The sequence below is a fragment of the Herbiconiux gentiana genome, from assembly GCF_024978135.1.
Lineage (GTDB): Bacteria > Actinomycetota > Actinomycetes > Actinomycetales > Microbacteriaceae > Herbiconiux > Herbiconiux gentiana.
This window is the reverse complement of the sequence record NZ_JANTEZ010000013.1, coordinates 19,096-39,218: the sequence shown is the minus strand read 5'-3', so window position 1 is coordinate 39,218 and position 20,123 is coordinate 19,096. Positions and strand designations below refer to the sequence as shown.

The window sequence follows — 20,123 nt, the reverse complement described above, 5'->3', positions numbered from 1 at the left end:
GGGCGATGTCGGCGATGTCGCCGTACTTGTCGCTCTGCATGCCCGAGGACCGGGTGGCGACCCCCCGCGCGCCCGCGCGCCCGCGCCCCAGCGCGGCGGCCACCGCGCGCACGCGCACGCAGGCCGACCGCCGAGCGGCCGGCGGCAACCTGGAGTGCGCGAGCGCGCCCCGTCAGCCCTCGAGCAGCGCGTCGAGGCGGCGGTAGCCCTCGACGACGCCGCGCTCCATGCCGTTCTGCACCATGCCGTCCCGTGCCTCCACGCTCGGGAACACGCTCCACCCCCGGATCACCGTGCCCGCCCCACCCGCACCAGCCGAGAACCGCACGGTCTCGAGCGACACCGAGTCGGGCAGCCCCTCCCACTCGAACGTCTGGATGATCAGCTCCTCGGGCCGCACCGTGTGGAACGACCCCCGGAACGCGAACACGTCCCCGGCCGGGTTGGTGTGCAGGAAGCGGTATCGGCCGCCGCTCTCGAGCTCGTACGTCTCCAGATCGACCTCGTACCCGTCGGGCCCCAGCCACTGAGCCACGAGCACCGGGTCGGCGTAGGCGTTGTAGACGGCCGCGACCGGCGCGTCGAATCCGCGCACGATCTCGATGAACGGCAGCCCCTCGGGGGCGGTGATGGTGGTGGGGTGGGTCATGCGTCCTTCTCCTTCGTGTGCGAATCGACCGTCTGCGAGGCGGGCGCGCGCGAGGCGGGCGTGCGCGAATCCGGCGTGCGCGAGGCGGGCACGGCGACGGATGCCCGGAGCACCGCATCGAGCCCCCGGAACCGCCGCTCGTGCTCGAGCCGGTAGCCGTCGATCCACGCGGTGACCGCCTCCAGAGCCGTCGGCTCGAGGTGCACCGGCCGGCGCTGCCCGTCGCGGCTGCGCGTGACGAGCCCGGCCTCCTCGAGCACGCGGATGTGCCGCGAGACGGCCTGCACCGTGATCGCGAACGGCTCCGCGAGCGAGCCGACGGTCTGGGGCCCGCGGCTGAGCCGCGCGATGATGCTGCGCCGCACTGGATCGGCCAGGGCGAGGAACGCCCGGTCGAGCCCGTCATCCGTGTCGCCGCGCATCCTCAACCTCTCGCTTTATCAACCAATACATTGAATATACACCTGTGCCACAATTCAGCAAAGGAGACCGCCTCATGACGAAGAAGACGCCGATCGCGCGCCACGGCCGCCAGAGCAGTCCCCATCCCCTCCGTGCCGTGGCCACCACCGCGCTCGCCGCCGTCGCGGTGCTCGCCGTCAGCGGCGTCACCCTCGGCGCCTACGCCGCGTGGGACGTCACGCGGAGCATCCGCACCGTCTCGCTCGTCTCTGACCAGGCGGCCGCCGACGCCCAAGCGGCCGGGGCCGAGGGCCCGGTCGCCGCCCCCGCCATCTCGGCCATCGACGGCGGCGTGAACCTGCTGCTCGTCGGCAGCGACAGCCGCACCGGCCAGGGCGACGCCTACGGCGACGACGAAGGCGCCGAGCTCAACGACGTCACCATGCTGATGCACATCGCCCAGGACCACTCCAGCGCCACCGTCGTCAGCTTCCCCCGAGACCTGGTCGTCGACCTCCCCGAGTGCCCCGGCGGCGGCGGCTACACCGCCCCGATCAACGAGTCGCTCGGCCAGGGCGGCCTCGCCTGCACCGTGCTCACGGTCGAGAGCCTCACCGGGCTGAGCATCCCGTTCGCCGCCGAGATCCAGTTCAACGGCGTGATCGAGATGTCGAACGCGGTCGGCGGCGTGCCCGTCTGCGTGGCCGACGTCATCGACGACCCCTACACCGGCGTTTACCTCGAGCCCGGCACCCACCCGCTGAAAGGGGCGGATGCGCTCGGCTTCCTGCGCACCCGCCACGGCGTCGGCGACGGCAGCGACATCGGCCGCATCTCCTCGCAGCAGGTCTTCCTCTCGTCGCTCGTGCGCACCGTGAAGAGCGACTCGACCCTCACCGACTTCGGTAAGCTCTACGGCCTGGCGAAGGCGGCCGCCAGCAACATGACCCTCTCCGACCGTCTCGCCTCGCCCGACACGATGGTCTCGATCGCGCTCGCTCTGAAGGACATCGACCTCGCCAAGGTCACCTTCGTCGCCTACCCGAACTTCTACGCCGACTGGGTGCCCGAGGGCAAGGTCGCGCCCGACACCGAGGCGGCCGACATCCTGTTCGCGGCCATCCTCGCCGATCAGCCGGTCGCGGTGGCGGCTCCGGGCGGGGTGGCGTCGGTCGTCGATCCGGCTGCGCCGGTGGCTCCGGATGCTGCCGCCCCCGCCGCGCCGACGGCCACCGCCGATCCCACCGCCCCCATCGACCCCGCGGCGCCTGTCGATCCGGCGGCGCCGGCGCCGGGCACCGTGCTCGCCGACGGATCCACGCTCCTCCCCGACTCCGTCAAGGGCCAGACCGCCGCCGACTACACCTGCTCGGTGGGGAACGAGTAGCCCCGTGCCCGACTCGCCCACCCTGCCCGCCTCGCCCACCCCTCCCGCCTTCCTCTGGAGCGGCCCCGCTGACGGCCCGCTGCTCGTGCTCGCCCACGGCGCGGGTGCCGCGATGGACTCCGAGTGGATGAACCGCCTTGCCGCTCTCCTCGCCGACCGCGGCATCCGCGTCGCCCGCTTCGAGTTCGCCTACATGGCCGCCCGCCGCGGCCCCGACGGCCGCCGCAGGCCGCCGCCCAAGGCCGAGACGCTGATGGACGAGTACCGCGCCGCCGTCGCGGCCGTGCTCGCCGCCGCCCCGGAGGCCCGCCCGCTCGTGATCGGCGGCAAGTCGCTGGGCGGCCGCGTCGCCAGCCTCGTCGCCGACGAGCTCCGGGCGGCGGGGGAGGTGCGGGGGCTGGTGTGCCTCGGGTATCCGTTCCATCCGCCGGGTCGGCCCGAGAAGCTGCGCACCGCGCACCTGCTCTCGCTCGCGACCCCGACGCTCGTCTGCCAGGGCACGCGCGACCCGTTCGGCACGATCGAGGAGGTGCCGGCGTACGGGCTGCCGGCGGGCATCCGTTTCACCTGGCTCGACGACGGCGAGCACGAGTTCAAGCCGCGCGCGACGCTCTCGGGCCACACCCACGCCGAGCACCTCGCGACGGCGGCGGATGCGGTGGCCGACTTCGTGCGAACCGTCGGCTATGATGGCACAGGCGAAAGCCAAGGAGACGTCGCATAGTTCGGCCTAGTGCACCACCCTGCTAAGGTGGAGTACCCGTCAAGGGTACCGTGGGTTCAAATCCCACCGTCTCCGCATTCCCAGACCCTCGAAGATCCCTCTAAACAAAGTGATCGGCGGGGGTCTGATCTTGTTTCCGGGTCGAATCTGACCACATCTTGACCACATTCGTTACCGAAAGCATGTGATCAAGGCGTGTAGCAACGTCGTCGAGGTCGTCGTCGAACAGGTCGGAATAGACGTCGAGCGTCATCGCTGCGGAAGCGTGACCGAACATCCGCTGTATCGCTTTGACGTTCGCTCCTGCGCTGACTGCCAGGCTTGCGGCGGTGTGGCGCAGATCATGGATGGTCATTGCGGGCACGTCAGCTGTCGACAGTGCTGACTTGAACCAGGAGCGAGATCCGCTGCTGACCCGAGTGCGTCTCATGTAGTCGCCGTCTGCGCCCGGGAAGACGAGGTCAGCTGGATCTTTGCCGCCTACTGCTTGCTGGAGCGGACGAGTGAGACTGTTCGGGAATGGAACCGATCGCTTCTTGTGAGACTTGGGGGTTCCGACTTCTATACGACCACCAACCTCGACAGCGTTCTCTGTGACATTGATCCGTCGTCTCGAGAGGTCTACGTCTCGCACGCGCAATCCTGCGGCCTCACCCCATCGAATTCCGGTGTAGCTCAAGACCAGAACCAGTAGCGCCCGATCGCCGGACGCCTCGGCGAGTTCTGAGATTTGCCCGGGGCTGAGATAGGCGTGCTTCTTCTTCATCTTGCGCGGGAGGTTCACGCCTCGCGCCGGATTGCTACCGAGGCGCCGGTCCTTCACCGCGACGTCGAGTATTCCTGCCAGCACTCCATAGGCACGGAGGACGGTTGTTGCGCCCTTCTCGGCACTGAGCTTGCTGATCCAGCTTTGAACGTCGCTGTGCCGGATGTCGCCCACCGCCACCTGCCCCCACACGGGTTCCACGTGCACTCGCCATGCAACTTCGACGGGCCGAAGTGAAGATGGTTTGAGATGGGTTTGATTGGCTAGCCAGACTCCGCCAAGAGTTCCGATTCGCTCGCGCGCCGCGGACACCTCGATGTACTCGCCCTTTGCCTTCGATACTTCGACTGAAGCAAGGTAGAGATCCGCGTCGCGCTTTGTTCTGAAACCGCGCTTAGTGGTTCGTCATGTTGAACGTCTATGCCCAGCGTGCAACCAAACCGAGTGGCATCCACCGCAATTTTGACCCGTTGCTAAAAGCGGAAAATGAGCGGCAAATTTCGGATGTCATCAACGGAAAAAGTCAGACGGTTTGGGCGGCCTGGGGCTCAATTATCGAGGAGCGAAAGTTCCTGCGGGTGTTACTCAAAGACATCCTTGACCTGCCGGCACTGGCTGCGAGCGAGTGGGTTTCGCGCGGCCCTGTCAGCGCGGTCGGCCATCCACATCATCCTCTGTATGTGAAGGCCGCTGAGCCGCTTAAGCCTTTCTCGACGGCGCACTATAGGTAGGCGCTGGCTCTAGTCCCGCTCGATCGGTTCTTCCTTTGTTGCGTGGCGTCTGTCGAACCCACGGCGCCCGTCGCCACGAGCAGGCTCTTCCCGTCGTCATTGGGATTGGCAACCAAAAGTGGCGACACGTGAGCTAGAGCTGCCTTACCGACCAGCTCCAATGCAGCGCATGCCCAGAAAGCCTGCTCCTCGAAGTCGCGCTGCGGATCCAGGGCGCGGTTGATCAACAGTCGAGCCTTCATCCAGAGGCCGTCCGCGTCAAAAGGATTCATGAGGCGACTTCAGTTCGAAAGGCATATCGGATAACGCGACGAGGAGCAGCATCGTCTTCATGTATCGCGTTCCGTGCATGGAGGCACCTCTTGTTGTTGATGAAGAGCAGTGTGTCCGGCTCAGCCCATGAGTGCTGGTGTGCTGTGATGCGGGCTGCCGCAAAGTAGTCGATGGTCGATCGCGCGTGTTGGTCGGATGGGCGCATAACAACCGGATCAAAACGAAAGGCGCGTTCATAGGCCGAGGCAAGGAACTTCCCTTTAGGGCCCTGGACTGTAAAGACTCCAGTCCGGACAGCCTCTGGCATCCGCCAGGCGTCGGGCGCCACAATGACCGTGTCAGTAGCGCTCGTCGCCGCGCACGCCAGCAGGATAACGTCTGGCGGCTCCATCAGATGTGCTCCATCTGTATGCAACGGTTGAACGCTCAAGCCGTACACGGCGCTGAGAGACCGGGGTGGTGCCTCCGCTTGGGTCATCGGTCGCAAGACGGTGGACTGGCGACTCGCCCCTGCGCTGTTCTGGATCTTTCGCCACTTCTGGTCAAGTTGCACGATTCGCGCTGCCTCGTCGGCCGAGCCGCGACTAACCGACCATCCCACTGACGATAGATCTCGGTGTATTCGTGGCAGCTCGCTAGCATCCATCTGATGTCCCCCTCAGCTGCCGGCTCATCGCTCCGGTCAGGATTGTGCCGCTCAGGCTACCGCCTCTGAGGTATCACATATAGATGCCGCTACAGGTGCTTCAATAACCCGGTGAGGACAACCTCTGGTCGTGCCAAATTCATCGGCAAGGGCTTGGCTCGATCCGATAGGCGATCAGCCCCAGTCGATGCCTCGCCCGTACGTCGCTACGTCGATCACCACTTCGAGTAGATGGAAAGCTGCGTGGGAAGACCCGATCCGCGAGGGCCATGACTTCGCTGCGGCGGCTCATCCATGTCATGGTGAGAACCCCCGGATTGTCGGGGTGTTGCACGGGGAGAGGGTTCGCGTCTGCGCCAGTTGGCTCAGATTAATTGGGACCTAACCATTCGTCGCCTCTCCCCGTGCAAGTCTTTCGTTGTTCCGGCCGGAGCAGCTGCGTGCCGCGTTGTCAGAGCACCGCTACGGGGTTGAGGGGGCTCGAGGTCGATCCGACGAACCTCCAGGGCAATGCGGTGAAGAGAAAGTCCCATTGCTGAGCTTCGGTGCATTCGGCGGTGAGTGCGGTGAGATCGAGATTGTCCATCAGCCAGAGGCCGATAGCCACCAGAGTGACGCTGTGGATCGGGCGGGCGAAGTTGAAGTCGGAGAACTGCGGCGGCTGAACGTCGTGCGTCCCGTCGGCTCCCATGATCGCGATGTCCCGTTCCCGGAGATAGGGGAGCGCAGAGGCGTCGAGGCCGGTCTGCACGCCGTCCAGGGGTCCTTTCGTCTCACCGAGGTAAAGGGGACCGTTGGCGATTATCGCCGCCGCGTTTCCGGTATGTATGAGGAGGGCGTCACCGGATCGCACTGTAACACCTTGTCGTTTCTCGGCGGCTTCCAGGTCGGAGGTGGTGATCGCGTAGCCGCGCTCGACGAACTCGACGCCGAACAGACCCGCGATGTCGAGGAGTACGCCGCGGGTGATGATGCCCTCGGCAGCATGGTGCACAGCCAGCTTCGTCGCACCGTCCTCCGCCGTGGTTGCGTCGGCAGGGAACCCGTTGTAGTTCCTGCCGTCCCAGGAATAGTGGGCGAGGCCGTCGAGGTGGGCGTTTCCGCCGTGGGGGGATACGTGAATGTCTTCCCCAGCAGCATCCCAACGGACCCCTTCCCCGAAGGTTCGTTTGACTTCACCGGCATGGGTGGTGCGTTCAAGGGCTGCGATTCCTGAGTGCACGGGGTCGGGGTTCGACGGGTCCAGGTCTCGGGAGAGCGAGACTGCGCGACCCGTGCGCACGCTTGCGAGTGCGTGCCGGCGGACGTCGGGCGTGATCAGGTTCAGCGTGCCTTTTCGGTCGTCCTCGCCCCACCGGCCCCAGTTGGACAATTCATTGAAATAGCGCTCGATAGTGCTCGTCGTCAGACCGGATGTCGTGGCCACAGTTCCTCCGTTGGATTGTGTCTCCAACGGTATGCGCGCCCGGTCAGCTGTCGTTCGTGAAAACAGAACGTTCGGTCGGAATCGCGGTATCGACGACAAGCGGGCGCAGATCGAAGATGCGGGTCACCGCGCTGACGACGGGTTGAAAGGCGGCGGTGCCCTCTGTCTCCCGATGCCAGGCAAGATACGTCGTCAAGACGGGAGCGGGCTCGAGAAGCGGCTTGATGAGGATGTTCCGCCGGGTTTCGGGTGACAGCAGAAAATGTTCATTGGAATTCGTTGGGACGAAGGCACAGTGCTCTCCGCTGGAGACCAAAAGATGGGTGCCGCCGAGGACGGCACTGTTGACCCGATCGCAACGCGGCAGGTAATCGAGATAAGGTCCGAGGTCGGCCGGGACGGTCAAAGGGTCGACGGTGGAAGCCAACTTCAGCCCGGCCAGATCCTCGGGGGCCACCCGTTCGAGCGCCGAGAACTTTCGGTTGGCCGGGACGACCACGGCGAGACTTTCTGTGATCACCCGGAGAGAGCGCAGCGGGGGCGGGGGCTGCACCCACACGAATCCGAAATCCAGGCGCCCAGTCAGTAGGAGCTGGGTCTGGGTGGCCGAGTCCAGCGGCAACGTGTCGATAGCCCGCCTGCCGATGGCTGACTCGAGAGCCGACTTCAGTTCCTCGAGGAGCTCCAGCGGGAGTGAGCGCATTCCGACACGTAGCCGGGGCGCCGAGTCTTCAGGAAATAGCGTGCGAATGGTTTCGAATTCCCGAATGACAGCTCGAGCTCGTGGGATGAGGGCAAGGCCGGCCTGGGTGGCCGCCAATTGGCGGCTCGAGCGGTCAATGAGGGTGATGTTCAGCTCCGCTTCGAGTTGCTGCACCCGCTCGGTCACTCGGGATGGCGCGATGAACAGGCTCTTGGCCGCTGCAGCAAACGATTTGTGCTCAATGACTGCAAGGAATGTTTCCAGATGAGTGAACTGCAAGACGTTCCAATCTGCCGAAGCGGACTTCTGCAGGGCCGAAGTGAGAGATGCCTCTTCGGATCTATCGTCCAATCAAAGCTGCTCCTGCTCAACCCCCAAAAGACAAGGAAGTCTCGTGGCCCAAGCACCTGATCTGCCCGCAGGCAGGTCGTTCACCCCGGAAGAGATCACTGCACGACTCGACCGCATCCCCGCGCTCACGCGAAAGCACATCGTGCTGATTGTGCTTCTCATCTCGGTGTTCACTTTCGACATCATCGATCTCGCATCCTTCTCATACGTCGCCCCCGGTTTGATCGCCGACTGGGGCATCAGCGTTGAGCAAATCGGTCTGCTTGCCTCGACAGCGTTTATCGGCATGTTTCTCGGTGGCGTAATCGGAGGTCGACTCGCCGACCGGTTCGGCCGGCGTCCGCTCGTGCTGGTCGGTGTACTGATCTTCTCGCTGGCGTCGCTTGCCAGCGCGCTCGCGCCCACCCCTGAAATCCTTGGTGGTTTGCGGCTGTTCACAGGATTTGGCCTGCAGATGGCTACCGGTGCGATCCTTGTCACTGTCTCAGAGACCTTCCCGAAGCCCTTCCGCGGGCGCGTCATGGCACTCGTGCTCGGCATAAGTCTCATCGGCGGACCAATCATCGCGCTGGTCGGACGTATCTTCGTTCCGCTCGGTCTGTGGCATGTCGTGTTCATCGTGGGCGGCCTCGGCCTGATCCCGGCAGCGTTCGCTCTGAAATATCTCCCAGAGTCTCCTCGCTGGTTGGCCGTTAAGGGACGAGGCGACCTGGCGGACGCACAGCTGCGAATCTACGAGTCCCAGTACGAGGCAAAGCGCGGACCGCTCCCGGAGCTCAAGATCGTGCCCACCGTGGTAGCTCGGAGTAAGAGCTCCATTCTGGACATCTTCCGCAAGAATCTCATCTCCCGCACACTCGTGGCCACGCTTGCGTTCTGCTGCCTCATCCTGCTGAACTACGGCTTCGGCTCCTGGCTTCCAACGATCCTCATCGAGCGAGGTTACCCCCAAACGGACGCACTCACGTTCTCTTTCATCCTCTCTTTCGCCACCATGGCAGGGGCTCTCGTAGCGCTGCTGTTCATCGACCGGATCGAGCGGAAGGTCAGCATCGCGCTGGCCGTCATCCTGATGGCCGTCAGCTATCTCACTATCGGCTTCGTGGACTCGGTGCCCGTGCTCCTGATCGCCGGATTCCTCGCGAACCTCCTTTCTCAGGTCGTCTCGGCAACCATGTACGCCTATGTGCCGGAGATGTTCCCCGTCACGGTTCGCGGAGTAGGGGCGGGTTTCGCCAATGGGGTGGGCCGTATCGCCGGAATCTTCAGCGGAATCATCATCGCCGCCGTCATCGCCGCCTTCGCCGTTCAGGGCGTGTTCGTGTACCTCGCGATCGTCGCCGTGGTCATGGCCATCATCGTCATGTTCGGCCCGGTCATCGGAATCCGAGCCGCACATCAGCAACTCAAAGCGGAGAGAGCCGATGGCTTGCGCTCGACAGCGGCACCCGCAGCAAACCGATAAATCCAGGAGAAACGGAGCACCACAATGACAACCACCCATCAGCCGCTTGCAGGAAAAGTCGCCCTGGTCACCGGAAGCGCGGCGGGTATGGGCCGCGCGTACGCCCACCATCTCGCCAAACTCGGCGCCAACATCGTCATCGCCGACATCAACCTCGAGTCCGGAAAGAGTTGGGGAGAGGTCGAAGAGTCCGTCGAAGCAGAAATTCGCGCCGCCGGCGGGAACGCGGTCAGCGTTCAGGGCGACCTCTCGACGCGCGAGGCGGCACACGCCGCCGTCCAAACCGCCATTGACTCCTTCGGTCGCCTCGACATCCTGGTGAACAACGCCGGCGGCGCCATCACGCCGCCCGACCGCAGCAGTCTCACCCGCACACCCGACGAAGACACGAAGAAGCTCATGGACGCCAACTTCTACAGCGCGCTCTATCTGTGTCAGGAAGCGGCGCCAATGATCACCAAGCCCGGTGGCTCAATCATCAACATCGCGACCTTCGGTGTATTCGGCAGCCGTGACGGCTCCTATGCAATCTACGTCGCCGCGAAGGCTGCCGTCGTCTCGCTGACTCAGTCGCTCGCCGTGGAACTTGGCCCTGAGGGCGTGCGAGTGAACGCTGTGGCACCGGGACTGATCCGCACAGGACGCGTAATCGCCACCGCGAAAGCGCGAGGGATCGGCACCAGCGACCAGGACGAGAAGGTGCCGCTGCGACGACTAGGCACGCCGGATGACATGGTCGGCGCCATCGAATTCTTCGCCACCGACCTCTCCCGGTACGTTACCGGCGAGCTGCTCAGCGTCGACGGTGGCGCGCACCGGGTGTCTGCGCTGTGACCGAGCTGGGCGGGCACCTCAATCCGCTGCTCGATCACCTCGAGGCTGATGCGGCGCTCTTCACTCTTTGGGTCAACTACTACGGCATCGGAGCCGACTACCAGACCGCCGCTTCGGTGCAGGCCAGCGACTACGACTTCCTGCTCTACGACCTCGAGCACCAGCCTTACGACCTCGGCCAGCTGCGGCAATTCCTTTGGAACCTGATCGACCCCGCCGACTTCGCCGCCGGCGGGAGACGGGCGATCAAACCGGTCATCCCGCGCCTCCCGCCGGCCGGTCGCGAGATGAACGAATGGGTGATCAAACAGGTGCTCGACACCGGAGTCGCCGGGTTGATGTTCCCGCACATCGAGACCGCGCAACAGGCGCTCCATGCCGTAGCGGCGGCTCGCTATGCGCAGGCCCCGGCGTCGCCGGATTACCTCCCGGAAGGCCGTCGCGGGTTCAGTCCCGCAGTGCCGGCCCGGTATTGGGGCCTCGACGTCGAGGACTACGTCGCCAGATCGGATGTGTGGGGTCTCGACCCGCAGGGCGAACTGCTCCTGATCTTCATCATCGAGAGCTACCGCGGCGTCGAAAATGTGCGCGATATCGCGCGTCAGCTCACCGAGGCAGGTATCAAAGCCATGCTCTGGGCAGGCGGAGGTGACTTGTCACTCTCCTATTCCGACCCGGTCCGCACCCGAGACGGACTCGACGCGATCCTCGCCGCCGGCAAAGAATTTGGCCTCCCTGTCGGCGTCAATCAGTACGACGATCTCGAGAGCGATTTTTCCAAGGGGGCCCGCGCGTTCTTCACCCTTGGCCCCCCAGCCCTCGGCGGAGCCCCACTCACACGACAGCAGCGACTAATCGTCGGCCGATGACTCGCGCCGCATTTCAGAAACGAAGGGCAGATACGCTCATGAAAACCCGTCCTCGCAACATCCGCACCAAGATCGAATCAGGCGAGCGCGCCTACGGCTTCGCCGTGCAGCTGCCTACCCCCGATTTCGTCGAGATCGCCGGAGTCCTCGGCTACGACTACGCCTGGATCGACGCCGAGCACGGCTCGCTCGGGCTGTCGGACATCCGTGACCTGATCCGTGCCGCGGATGCCACCGGGTTGGATTCCATCGTGCGTGTCGCCGACCATGCCCCGTCTTTCATCCAGCGGGTGCTCGATCTCGGAGCCACCGGAATCATGGTTCCGCACGTGCGGACGCTCGACGAGGCCAGAGCCATCGCAGCGAGCGTGCGGTACAGCCCGCTCGGCATCCGTGGAGCCTGTCCCTCGGTTCGCTCCGTCGGACACATCAGTACGGACTGGACCGACGACTACCGGCGTGCGGACAGCGATGTGCTGGTGTTCGGACTCATCGAAGACATCGAAGGCGTCGAGAATGTCGAAGTCATCGCACGTGAGGGCGGACTCGACGGCCTCGTCTACGGGCCGTTCGATCTGGGAATGGCCTTGGGTCTGGATGCGGACGTCTCGCACCCGGAACTCCGGCGCTACCACGACCGCGTGGTCGACGCCTGCCGGGCGGCGGGGATCGAGTACGTCACTGCCTCGGCGGAGTGGGAGTTCGGGGCGCTCGACGAATCGGGCTCCCGGATCGTCACCGTTGTCAGCGATCGCGGAGTGATCTTCGACGGCCTGCGGTCGTCCCTTGCCGCGTTGGCGCAGCACGACTCCACCCCGGCGGTGGGGTCGTGACTGGGAGCGAACCCGACTCTTCCGGCGCTCTCGCCGGAAGAGTCGCCCTGATCACCGGAGCGGCTTCGGGTATGGGAGCCGCCTCCGCCGAGCGATTCATCGCCGACGGCGCCAAAGTGCTTCTCACCGACGTCAACGTCACGCCGGGAAGGGAACTCGCCGCATCCCTTGGTGCAAACGCCCGCTTCTTTGAACTCAATGTCGCCGATGGCGAGGCCTGGACGAGCGCGGTCGCTTACGCCGAGAAGGTGTTCGGGCCGGTCACGGTTTTGATGAACAACGCCGGAATCCACGGAGGTGGCTTCATCGAAGAGTACGACGAGGCCGACTGGAGCCGGTCTCTCGCCGTAAACCTCCATGGTCCCCTGCTCGGGATGAAGGCGGTGGTGCCCGTGATGCGGAGCGCCGGGGGTGGTTCGATCGTAAACATTTCCTCGCTCCAGGGCCGTGAAGCAGACGTCGGACTCATCTCTTATGTGGCGGCGAAATTCGGGCTCCGAGGTCTCGGAAAGTCCGCCGCAGTCGAGCTCGGCCGTTACGGTATCCGGGTCAACACCGTCTTTCCCGGGCTCATCATCACCGGGCTCACGCGGGGGCAGTCAGAGCACTACATGGGCCGGATCCCCTTTCGCAGGCCGGAGTCACCGACCCGATCCGGGGCGGCCTCCGATGTGGCTGCGCTCGCGGCGTTCCTGGCCTCCGACCGTGCCTCCAACATCACGGGAGCGGAGATCACCATCGACGGTGGCAAATCGGTGCGCTTCCCCACCACTATTCAGGACTATTCGGCCGAACTCGCCTTGTTCGGCCCTCGGGAAGAGGAGCTGTGACAGTGGATGGACTTTCCGGTATCTTCGCGAGCGTGACGGGATCGGAGGGCGCGTTGCGTGCTGCCACGATCCGCGCGCTGCAACGAGAAGGTGCTCAGATCATCGCACCCGGAGGCGCGGCCGATGTCGCCGTCTTCCTTGCGCCGTCGCCCGCCGAGCTCGAGCTGCCTCCCGGAGAGGCGGGCGAATACGTCAAGCAGCTGCTGGACGGGGTTGCCAGGGCCGTGGCATCCTTGTCGCCGGACGAGTCTGTCAGTCGCTCCCTGGTGATCGTGGCACCGTCAATCGGCCAGACCTTCCGGTCGGGCCCGGTGCCGCTCAGTGCGGCGATCGGGGCGCTGAAGGGATTTTCCCGAGCGGTCGTCGTCAAGCACGGCGATCGTGGTGTTCGTTCCAACATCGTGTTGCCGGGCATCCTGCTCGCCGATGCGGAGCTCACCGAGTCGTTGCCGACCATCCCCTTGCAGCGGGCCGTGGGAGAGCTCACGCACCCCGGGGAGGTGGCCGAGGCGGTGGCGTTCCTCGCCTCATCCGATGCCGGTTATATCAGCGGTGCCGAGCTCGACATCGACGGCGGTCTCAGCGGAGACCGACACTCCGCGATGTCGGTGCTCTGGGCGGCGGGCGTGATGACACCGGATCGAAACCCCATTCAGGAACTCATGACGCGAGGCCGCCGCTGAGCCGGAGTTCGTTTCTGCCGGCTAGACGAGACTCGATCGCGGTGCGGTGGCTCTCGATCTTGCGCTCGAGTGATCCGACGTGTCGACGCAGCTAAGCATGCTGCGCGAGTACGACGGTGTGATGCCGCTCGAGGAGTGCAGATCGCTCTTCATCGTGGGCGCCAGCGTGGTGGGCGGCGGCATACTCCCGCATCTCCCTGACGTTCATGCCGGTGCCCCGAAGCATGATCACGCCCGCGCGCCAGGGCAAATCCGCGGCATCGTAGCGGCGCCAGCCGTCCGGCCCGCGAGCGGGGGAGGGAGCAATGCCCTCCTTCTCGTAATAGCGGATGGTGTCCACCGAGACACCCAGCAGATCGGCAGCGGCGCTGATCGTGACGGCTTCGACGGAGGGGACGTCGGAGAGAAGCATGCCGCCGTTCTCCCATTTGACATGGTGTGCGCACCAGGGTGAACCCTGATCCCGGGTGGATCACCCCGCAGAGGATGGAGACGTAAAGATGAAGCAGACAGCACTGGGCTCGCAGGGCCTGATGACCTCGACGCTGGGGCTCGGGTGCATGGGCATGAGTGCCTTCTACGGCGGTGCCACTGATGTCGGATCGGTGGAGACGATTCGTCGAGCGCTCGACGTCGGCATCACAATGTTCGACACCGCGGAGGCGTACGGGCCGTTCGAGAACGAGAAGTTGCTGGGTCGCGCTCTCGGCCGCGACCGGGATCGCGTGGTCTTGGCGTCGAAGTTCGCGGTGGACTTCGACGACGACGGATCGCCCCTGGGCCTGAACGGTTCACCCGAACATGCGCGACGGGCGATCGATCGATCGCTCCGGCACCTCGGCACCGACCACGTCGACCTCTGGTATTTGCACCGCGCCGACCCGAACGTCCCCATAGAGGACACCGTCGGCGCCATGGGCGAAGCGGTGATCGCCGGCAAGGCTCGCCACATCGGAGTCTCCGAGACCTCGGCCGTGACCCTCCGCCGGGCTAACGGGGCCTTCCCGATTACCGCGATCCAATCGGAATACAGCTTGTTCGAGCGCGATGCCGAGCACAACGGCGTGCTCGAGACCGCTCGGGAACTCGGCATCGGATTCGTGCCGTTCTCCCCGCTTGGTCGAGGCATACTCGGCGGCACCCTCACGCGCAAGGACGACCTTCCCGAGGGGGATGCGCGTCGCAACCTGCCGAGGTTCTCCGACGAGGCCATCGAAGCCAACCTGCGTATCGTGCAGGCGCTCCGCACGATCGCGGTGGAGAAGGGCGTCACTCCGGCGCAGCTGGCGCTCGCCTGGTTGATCCAGGCCGGCACGGTGCCGATCCCGGGTACCACGAAGGCGAGCCGAATAACCGAGAACGTGGCGGCGGCCGACGTCGAACTTACGCCCGACGATCTCGCCCGCATCGAGGTGGTCTCCCCGCACGGAGCCGCCACCGGCACGCGCAACACCGAGGCGGCGATGTCGCGAGACCGCGGATAGTCAGCAGGTGAGCCAGCGCAGCACACGGCGAATGATGTCGCGGCGCGGTTCGGAATGATACGCAGCAACAACGTGGCCATAGGCGCTGTACGCGGATCGAATTCCTCGTCGCTCTTGAAACTAGATGAAGCATGCGGGTGTCCGCGGTCGTCGTCGTTGTTGTAGACGCTATCCGGTGCGGGGAGGGCTGCTTGAGGTCAAGATACCCTTCGTCGTCGAGCAAGAGAGGCCTCAAAATTCCGATCACATCGACGCCGTTCCGGATGGGAGAGGCTCTGAAACGGGTGCCAGGGGCGTGCGTGGGCCCGGATCCGGTCAAGAGGAGTGCAGTGTTTGCGGCATTCAGCTCACCGTCGTCAGGCGGTCAGTTCGAGGGTGTTCCGGCGTGGACGAGCGCAGCAGCGGATAGCCCTGGAGTGCGACGTAACGAGCGTCGGATCGTTGATGCTTGGCGAGACAGAGTGCCACCTCGGCCGCTTCGATCCAGGGCAGGTGCATCGTCGACAGGGAGCGTCGATGTCTCTGAGAGAGAGGGGATGCCGTCGCACCTGACGATCACGAGCTCGGTGCCGATGGCAATTCCAGACTCGCGTGCACGCACACAAGCCAACCCGCCATTTCGAGCAAGCGCTTGGTGAAGACTCGACCCAGCCTCTACAGAAGATCGAATCGACTTCGCAGACGCTCTCGTAAAAAACCGACGGAGCAGTGATGCGCGTTTCGAATGCGCTTTCGTAGATTTCGATATAGACTCCCAAGCGCCTTGGTTGACGTCTTGTTCTCTTACGGACAGCATGCGTTTTCGGGGTAGGACCCGACAGCTCTCACCGGAGCTCGCCTCAGACAACGGAGTTGGACATGCATATCGCTTCACGCCCGCAGATCAAGCGATCCAGGATCGCAGCCATCGTTGCGATCGGTACCGCCGTCGGTCTCGCTCTCGCGGGATGTGCTCCCGCAGGGGGAGGGGGCTCGGCGAGTGACGCGGCGACGATCACTGTTTGGCATTACTACAGCCTTGACAATCAGAACGCCATGCTCGACCAGTACAAGGCCGATTTCGAAGCCGCGAACGACGGGGTCACCGTGGAGAACGTGTACGTTCCGCAGGATCAGCTGAATTCGAAGCTCATCGCCGCCGCGGGTACCGGAACCGGGCCCGATGTCGTCGTCTTTGACGGTTACAGCGCTACGACCCTCATCGCCGGCGGCGTCCTCGCCCCGGTGACCGAGAAATGGTCGGCCTTCGACGGAGCATCCGAGATCGCGGAGGGTGCCGTCACGACGGTCGACGGAGATGTCTACGCCGCGCAAGGATACGTTAACACGCTGGGTCTCTACTACAACAAGACAATCCTCGACGCCCTCGGGTTGCAGCCGCCGACCACGGTCGACGAGCTGGAAGAGGATATGGCGACGGCCCTGGCGGGTGGTTACCAGGGAATCACTTTGGCCGGCCAGCCCGACGTGCAGGGCGCTTTCCAGGCCTACCCGTGGCTCACTGCTGAAGGATTCAGCTATGACGATCCGCAGGCCGATGCGTTGGCTGCCGGGTTCGAGCGCGTGCGTGGCTGGGTCGACAGCGGGTTCCTCTCCGCCCAGGTACCGACGTGGGACCAGAATGTGCCTTTCTCCGAGTTCATGAACGGCACCACCGCGTTCGCGGAGAATGGCAACTGGCAGCTGTCCGCGTTGGCTAGCGATGCCAAGTTCGACTACGGCGTCGTGCCACTCCCGGTGGGCAACGGAGGCAGGATCTATCTGGGTGGCGAAGCCGAGGGCGTCGGCGCGTTCAGCAAGAATCCCGACCTCGCCTGGAAGTACCTCGAAGACACCTTCTACAGCCAGGCCGGACAGCTCGAGGCTCTGAAGCAGGTCGGCAGCCTTCCGACGCGCACCGACGCTTCGGCCGACGAGTCGATCTCTGCGGACCCGTACCTGAGTCAGTTCGCCGAGGCGATCGCGACACAGGGCGCACCCTTCCCTGACACCGTGATCCCCTCTGAGAACAACGAGGCGGTTATCACAGCGAACGGGCAGGCGTGGAGTGCTGCTCTGGGTGGCCAGACGTCGCCTCAGCAAGCGGCCGATGACTTCATGACGACGCTCGAACCCCTCCTGAAGGACTGACGGCGTCCGAGCCCGACCCGCAGGCGTCAAGGCCGAACCATGAGAACGGAGCGTCGACGATGACAGACACGAGGGTTTCACGACCGACGAGGTCATCGTCGTCGCTCCGCCACCGGCGGAGGAGAGGCGTTAGGTCCAGATGGGGGTACCTCCTCCCGGCGGGGGTGTTTCTGGCGGCGCTGGCCGTCTTCCCGCTGGTGCAACTGCTCCGCCTCTCACTCAGCGATGTACAGGTGCAGAACCTCCACAGGGACTGGCCTTTCATCGGGCTCGAGAACTTCATCAACGGATTCACCAGCGGGGTCCTCACAGATGGTCTGCTCAACACGCTCGTCTTCGTGGTGATCGTTACGATCATCGGCCTCATCGGTGGTATCGCCGCTGCCGTGGCGCTCCGCGGTACCGGCCAGGTCACGGGTGCCCTCCTCGGGCTGATGGTGTTCATCTGGGCGCTTCCGCCGGTCGTCAACGGAAGCGTCTGGAAGTTCCTGCTCGCCGACGACGGTCTATTCAACTCGATGCTGAGTCTCTTCGGGCTGAGTTCGTTCCCGTTTCTGTACGACGAGCGGTATGCGCTGATCTCGGTGGCCGTAGTCAACGCGTGGGCAGTCATCCCGTTCAATGCCTTGGTGTTCAGAGCTGCAGTGCTCAACGTGCCCGACGAGCAATTCGAGGCTGCACAGCTCGATGGAGCGACACCCCGCCAGGAGTTCTGGTATGTCATCCTGCCCGCCCTCCGGCCGACCACCCTCGTGCTAGGAGTACTCACGATCGTCTACGCATTCCGGAGCTTCGACTTCGTCTATGTGATGACGAAAGGCGGGCCAGGCGCGTCGACCCAGACGTTGCCCTACCTCAGCTACCAGCAGGCGTTCGTAGGGTACGACTTCTCGGCCGGCGCGGCGTCGGCCGTCGTCGCCGTAGTTGTTGTGCTCGCGCTCGCCGCCGTGTATGCCCGAAGCGTCCTCAAGGAGGAGTCCGAATGAGCTCGTCGACCGTCACCGTCGCGACGCCCCGTACCGCTCACGGGCGCCGCCGCACGCGAAAGTCTCCTGCCGCCATCGCCATCCGCATCATCCTCGCCATCGTCTACGTGATCCCGCTGCTGTGGATCGTGCTGACCTCGTTCAAGGACAAGGATGATGTCATCGGATCGAGCACAGCGATCTTCTTTCAGCCAACACTCGATGCGTACCGAGCCGCCTTCACTCCCGAGCTCCTCGCCGCGCTGGGTCAGTCCCTGGTAATCGCCACGACCTCCACCGCGATCGTGCTGGCAGTGGCCATCCCCGCCGCCTATGGACTCGCGCGGGTCCGGGGCGTCCTGCCGACGATCGGGCTGAGTCTCCTGATCGTGCTCCAGATGGTGCCCCAGACCGCGACGGTCATCCCGTTCTTCCAGGTCTTCGGCGGGCTCCGTCTGCTTGACACGAACCTCGCGGTCATCCTCGCCGACGCCGCTTTGATGACGCCGTTCGCGATCATCCTCTTGCGGCCGTTTTTCCGAGCGGTGCCCCCAGCGCTCGAAGAAGCGGCCTCCGTCGACGGGGCCCGGTCGTTTAGAATCTTCTGGTCGATCGTGCTGCCGGTGGTGCGCAACGGCGTCGCCACCACGGCAACGCTCGTGTTCCTCATCGTCTGGGGCGAGTTCCTCTACGCGGTCAACTTCTTCCTCACGCCGGGCAACTACCCGCTGAGTGCATTGCTGGCCCAGCAGGTGTCGTCGTACGGCATCAACTGGCCGGGACTGATGGCCCTTGGGGTCATCACGTCGCTCCCGATCCTCGTGCTCTTCTCCTTCACCTACCGGCTCCTCAAGGAGGGGCTCACGGTGGGAGCGGTGAAGTAGCAGGCGCCCTTCAGAGCCGCGGGATGGTCGAGTCGCGAATCACGATGCTCCCGGGCAGGTACTCGACGCCCGCCGCCTTAGAGCCATTCGACGCTTCAAACAGCCTCGTCGCGGCGACTCGGCCGAGCTTCTGCAACTGTAGGTCGACGGTCGACAGGGCCGGCCGGGAGTTCTCGGCGAGCACCACCCAGTTGTCGATGCCCATGACCGCCACGTCAGACGGCACCGCGATACCGCGCTCGAGAAGGGAGTCGAGAACCCCGCGCGCGATCTGGTCGCTCCCGCACAGGATCGCGTCGAACTCCTTGCCACTCTGCACCAGGATCGCTGCCGCGGCGCGCCCCCAACCTTCCGACCAGTCGCCGTACATCGGCGGCTGCACAAGTTCTAGCCCGCGGTTCGCAAGCAGTTTTTGCACCCCTTCCGTGCGGCGCTGCGATGCGGAATGAGGAGCCTCACCACTGATGTGCGCGATCTTCGACCTGCCGGAATCCACAAGATGCTGAGCGGCAACGAAGCCGGCCTGGGCGTTGTCGACACTGATGGACAGATCGGCGGGATCGTCCGACATGCAGTAGGCGTAGATGACAGGAACGGGAAGATTCCTACCGATAGGGGGCCGAGGGTCGGTCTGCTTGCCGACGACGATGATCCCATCGACCCGTCGCGACACGAGCTCGTCCACCAGGCGTTTCTCCCGCGCCTCATCGCCGCGAGCGTCGCAGAGGAATGTCAGCACCCGATCGATGCCGAGTGCGTCTTCTACTCCCATGAGGATCGGAAGTGCGAAGCGTCCCTCCAGATCGCTCGTGAGCACACCGACTGTTCCGGTGCGACCACCGGTGAGGCCGCGCGCGATGGCATTGGGAACATAGCCGAGTTCGCGTGCCGCCGACTCCACCCGCTGACGCGTGGCGGGATTCACATCCGCCTTCGCGTTGAGAGCCTTCGACGCGGTAGACGCAGAGACTCCCGCGCGTCGAGCCACATCGATGAGTTGGGGGGCGGTGCCGCTGAATGCGTCGGCCACAGCTCCCCTTCCCGCGCCCCAGTCCCGAGACGACACTCCACTATAGGCCTCAGGGGAG

Annotated in this window: 21 protein-coding genes and 1 tRNA gene; 14 read left to right on the top strand and 8 right to left on the bottom strand. The window is 64.6% G+C overall.

Annotation, left to right across the window (positions count from 1 at the left end; genetic code table 11):
- Positions 1 to 172: 172 nt before the first annotated feature.
- Positions 173 to 649 (bottom strand): SRPBCC family protein, encoded by a 477-nt coding sequence (locus tag NVV95_RS18170; RefSeq protein ID WP_259487993.1) that lies wholly within the window; start codon positions 647 to 649, stop codon positions 173 to 175.
- On the bottom strand, positions 646 to 1,071 hold the full coding sequence (locus NVV95_RS18165; protein ID WP_259487992.1) for an ArsR/SmtB family transcription factor: 426 nt from the start codon (positions 1,069 to 1,071) through the stop codon (positions 646 to 648). Before NVV95_RS18165 ends, NVV95_RS18170 begins: the two co-directional genes overlap by 4 nt.
- A gap of 74 nt (positions 1,072 to 1,145) precedes the next feature.
- Here NVV95_RS18165 and NVV95_RS18160 point away from each other — a divergent pair, with 74 nt between their 5' ends.
- The 3 genes from NVV95_RS18160 to NVV95_RS18150 all read left to right on the top strand — a co-directional run bounded on the left by NVV95_RS18160 (position 1,146) and on the right by NVV95_RS18150 (position 3,237).
- Positions 1,146 to 2,438, top strand: a complete 1,293-nt coding sequence (locus NVV95_RS18160) for an LCP family protein (RefSeq protein WP_259487991.1) — start codon at positions 1,146 to 1,148, stop codon at positions 2,436 to 2,438.
- A gap of 4 nt (positions 2,439 to 2,442) precedes the next feature.
- Positions 2,443 to 3,162, top strand: coding sequence for an alpha/beta hydrolase family protein (locus tag NVV95_RS18155; RefSeq protein ID WP_259487990.1), 720 nt, complete (start codon positions 2,443 to 2,445; stop codon positions 3,160 to 3,162).
- Positions 3,148 to 3,237 (top strand) — tRNA-Ser (locus NVV95_RS18150). Before NVV95_RS18155 ends, NVV95_RS18150 begins: the two co-directional genes overlap by 15 nt.
- Positions 3,238 to 3,262: 25 nt before the next feature.
- Here the strand turns inward: NVV95_RS18150 and NVV95_RS18145 are convergent.
- Entirely contained in the window at positions 3,263 to 4,102 is an 840-nt protein-coding gene (locus NVV95_RS18145; RefSeq protein WP_259487989.1) for a tyrosine-type recombinase/integrase, read from the bottom strand.
- 233 nt (positions 4,103 to 4,335) lie between these two features.
- Here NVV95_RS18145 and NVV95_RS18140 point away from each other — a divergent pair, with 233 nt between their 5' ends.
- Positions 4,336 to 4,659 (top strand): DUF1643 domain-containing protein, encoded by a 324-nt coding sequence (locus tag NVV95_RS18140; protein WP_259487988.1) that lies wholly within the window; start codon positions 4,336 to 4,338, stop codon positions 4,657 to 4,659.
- On the opposite strand, the gene NVV95_RS18135 is transcribed toward NVV95_RS18140, so the two are convergent.
- The 3 genes from NVV95_RS18135 to NVV95_RS18125 all read right to left on the bottom strand — a co-directional run bounded on the left by NVV95_RS18135 (position 4,650) and on the right by NVV95_RS18125 (position 8,058).
- On the bottom strand, positions 4,650 to 4,931 hold the full coding sequence (locus NVV95_RS18135; protein WP_259487987.1) for a hypothetical protein: 282 nt from the start codon (positions 4,929 to 4,931) through the stop codon (positions 4,650 to 4,652). The two genes, NVV95_RS18140 and NVV95_RS18135, sit on opposite strands and share 10 nt — an antisense overlap.
- A gap of 1,098 nt (positions 4,932 to 6,029) precedes the next feature.
- Positions 6,030 to 7,004 (bottom strand): cyclase family protein, encoded by a 975-nt coding sequence (locus NVV95_RS18130; RefSeq protein WP_259487986.1) that lies wholly within the window; start codon positions 7,002 to 7,004, stop codon positions 6,030 to 6,032.
- 43 nt (positions 7,005 to 7,047) lie between these two features.
- Positions 7,048 to 8,058, bottom strand: coding sequence for a LysR family transcriptional regulator (locus NVV95_RS18125; RefSeq protein ID WP_259487985.1), 1,011 nt, complete (start codon positions 8,056 to 8,058; stop codon positions 7,048 to 7,050).
- Between the two features lie 43 nt (positions 8,059 to 8,101).
- Between NVV95_RS18125 and NVV95_RS18120 the strand changes: the two genes are divergently transcribed.
- Genes NVV95_RS18120 through NVV95_RS18095 form a run of 6 tightly spaced genes read left to right on the top strand, consistent with a single transcriptional unit; the run spans position 8,102 to position 13,572 of the window.
- Complete coding sequence (locus NVV95_RS18120) at positions 8,102 to 9,523, top strand: MFS transporter (protein WP_259487984.1); 1,422 nt, start codon at positions 8,102 to 8,104, stop codon at positions 9,521 to 9,523.
- A gap of 24 nt (positions 9,524 to 9,547) precedes the next feature.
- Entirely contained in the window at positions 9,548 to 10,357 is an 810-nt protein-coding gene (locus tag NVV95_RS18115; RefSeq protein ID WP_259487983.1) for an SDR family NAD(P)-dependent oxidoreductase, read from the top strand.
- Entirely contained in the window at positions 10,354 to 11,226 is an 873-nt protein-coding gene (locus NVV95_RS18110) for an aldolase/citrate lyase family protein (RefSeq protein WP_259487982.1), read from the top strand. Before NVV95_RS18115 ends, NVV95_RS18110 begins: the two co-directional genes overlap by 4 nt.
- Positions 11,223 to 12,059, top strand: a complete 837-nt coding sequence (locus tag NVV95_RS18105) for an HpcH/HpaI aldolase family protein (protein ID WP_259487981.1) — start codon at positions 11,223 to 11,225, stop codon at positions 12,057 to 12,059. The genes NVV95_RS18110 and NVV95_RS18105 overlap by 4 nt, the downstream gene beginning before the upstream one ends.
- Positions 12,056 to 12,889, top strand: coding sequence for an SDR family NAD(P)-dependent oxidoreductase (locus tag NVV95_RS18100; protein WP_259487980.1), 834 nt, complete (start codon positions 12,056 to 12,058; stop codon positions 12,887 to 12,889). The genes NVV95_RS18105 and NVV95_RS18100 overlap by 4 nt, the downstream gene beginning before the upstream one ends.
- Before the next feature lie 2 nt (positions 12,890 to 12,891).
- Positions 12,892 to 13,572 (top strand): SDR family oxidoreductase, encoded by a 681-nt coding sequence (locus tag NVV95_RS18095; RefSeq protein WP_259487979.1) that lies wholly within the window; start codon positions 12,892 to 12,894, stop codon positions 13,570 to 13,572.
- A 91-nt stretch (positions 13,573 to 13,663) separates the two neighbouring features.
- Here NVV95_RS18095 and NVV95_RS18090 read toward each other — a convergent pair whose 3' ends face one another.
- Positions 13,664 to 13,984 (bottom strand): MerR family DNA-binding transcriptional regulator, encoded by a 321-nt coding sequence (locus tag NVV95_RS18090; RefSeq protein WP_259487978.1) that lies wholly within the window; start codon positions 13,982 to 13,984, stop codon positions 13,664 to 13,666.
- Positions 13,985 to 14,072: 88 nt separating this feature from the next.
- Between NVV95_RS18090 and NVV95_RS18085 the strand changes: the two genes are divergently transcribed.
- The 4 genes from NVV95_RS18085 (at position 14,073) to NVV95_RS18070 (ending at position 19,035) form a co-directional block, all read left to right on the top strand.
- The gene (locus tag NVV95_RS18085) at positions 14,073 to 15,056 is read left to right on the top strand and encodes an aldo/keto reductase (RefSeq protein WP_259487977.1); all 984 of its coding nucleotides are present in this window, start codon (positions 14,073 to 14,075) and stop codon (positions 15,054 to 15,056) included.
- A 1,035-nt stretch (positions 15,057 to 16,091) separates the two neighbouring features.
- Positions 16,092 to 17,186 (top strand): sugar ABC transporter substrate-binding protein, encoded by a 1,095-nt coding sequence (locus NVV95_RS18080; protein ID WP_259487976.1) that lies wholly within the window; start codon positions 16,092 to 16,094, stop codon positions 17,184 to 17,186.
- A 59-nt stretch (positions 17,187 to 17,245) separates the two neighbouring features.
- Positions 17,246 to 18,172, top strand: coding sequence for a carbohydrate ABC transporter permease (locus NVV95_RS18075; protein ID WP_259487975.1), 927 nt, complete (start codon positions 17,246 to 17,248; stop codon positions 18,170 to 18,172).
- Complete coding sequence (locus NVV95_RS18070; RefSeq protein ID WP_259487974.1) at positions 18,169 to 19,035, top strand: carbohydrate ABC transporter permease; 867 nt, start codon at positions 18,169 to 18,171, stop codon at positions 19,033 to 19,035. Before NVV95_RS18075 ends, NVV95_RS18070 begins: the two co-directional genes overlap by 4 nt.
- Before the next feature lie 10 nt (positions 19,036 to 19,045).
- Here NVV95_RS18070 and NVV95_RS18065 read toward each other — a convergent pair whose 3' ends face one another.
- Complete coding sequence (locus tag NVV95_RS18065) at positions 19,046 to 20,065, bottom strand: LacI family DNA-binding transcriptional regulator (protein ID WP_259487973.1); 1,020 nt, start codon at positions 20,063 to 20,065, stop codon at positions 19,046 to 19,048.
- Positions 20,066 to 20,123 lie beyond the last annotated feature (58 nt).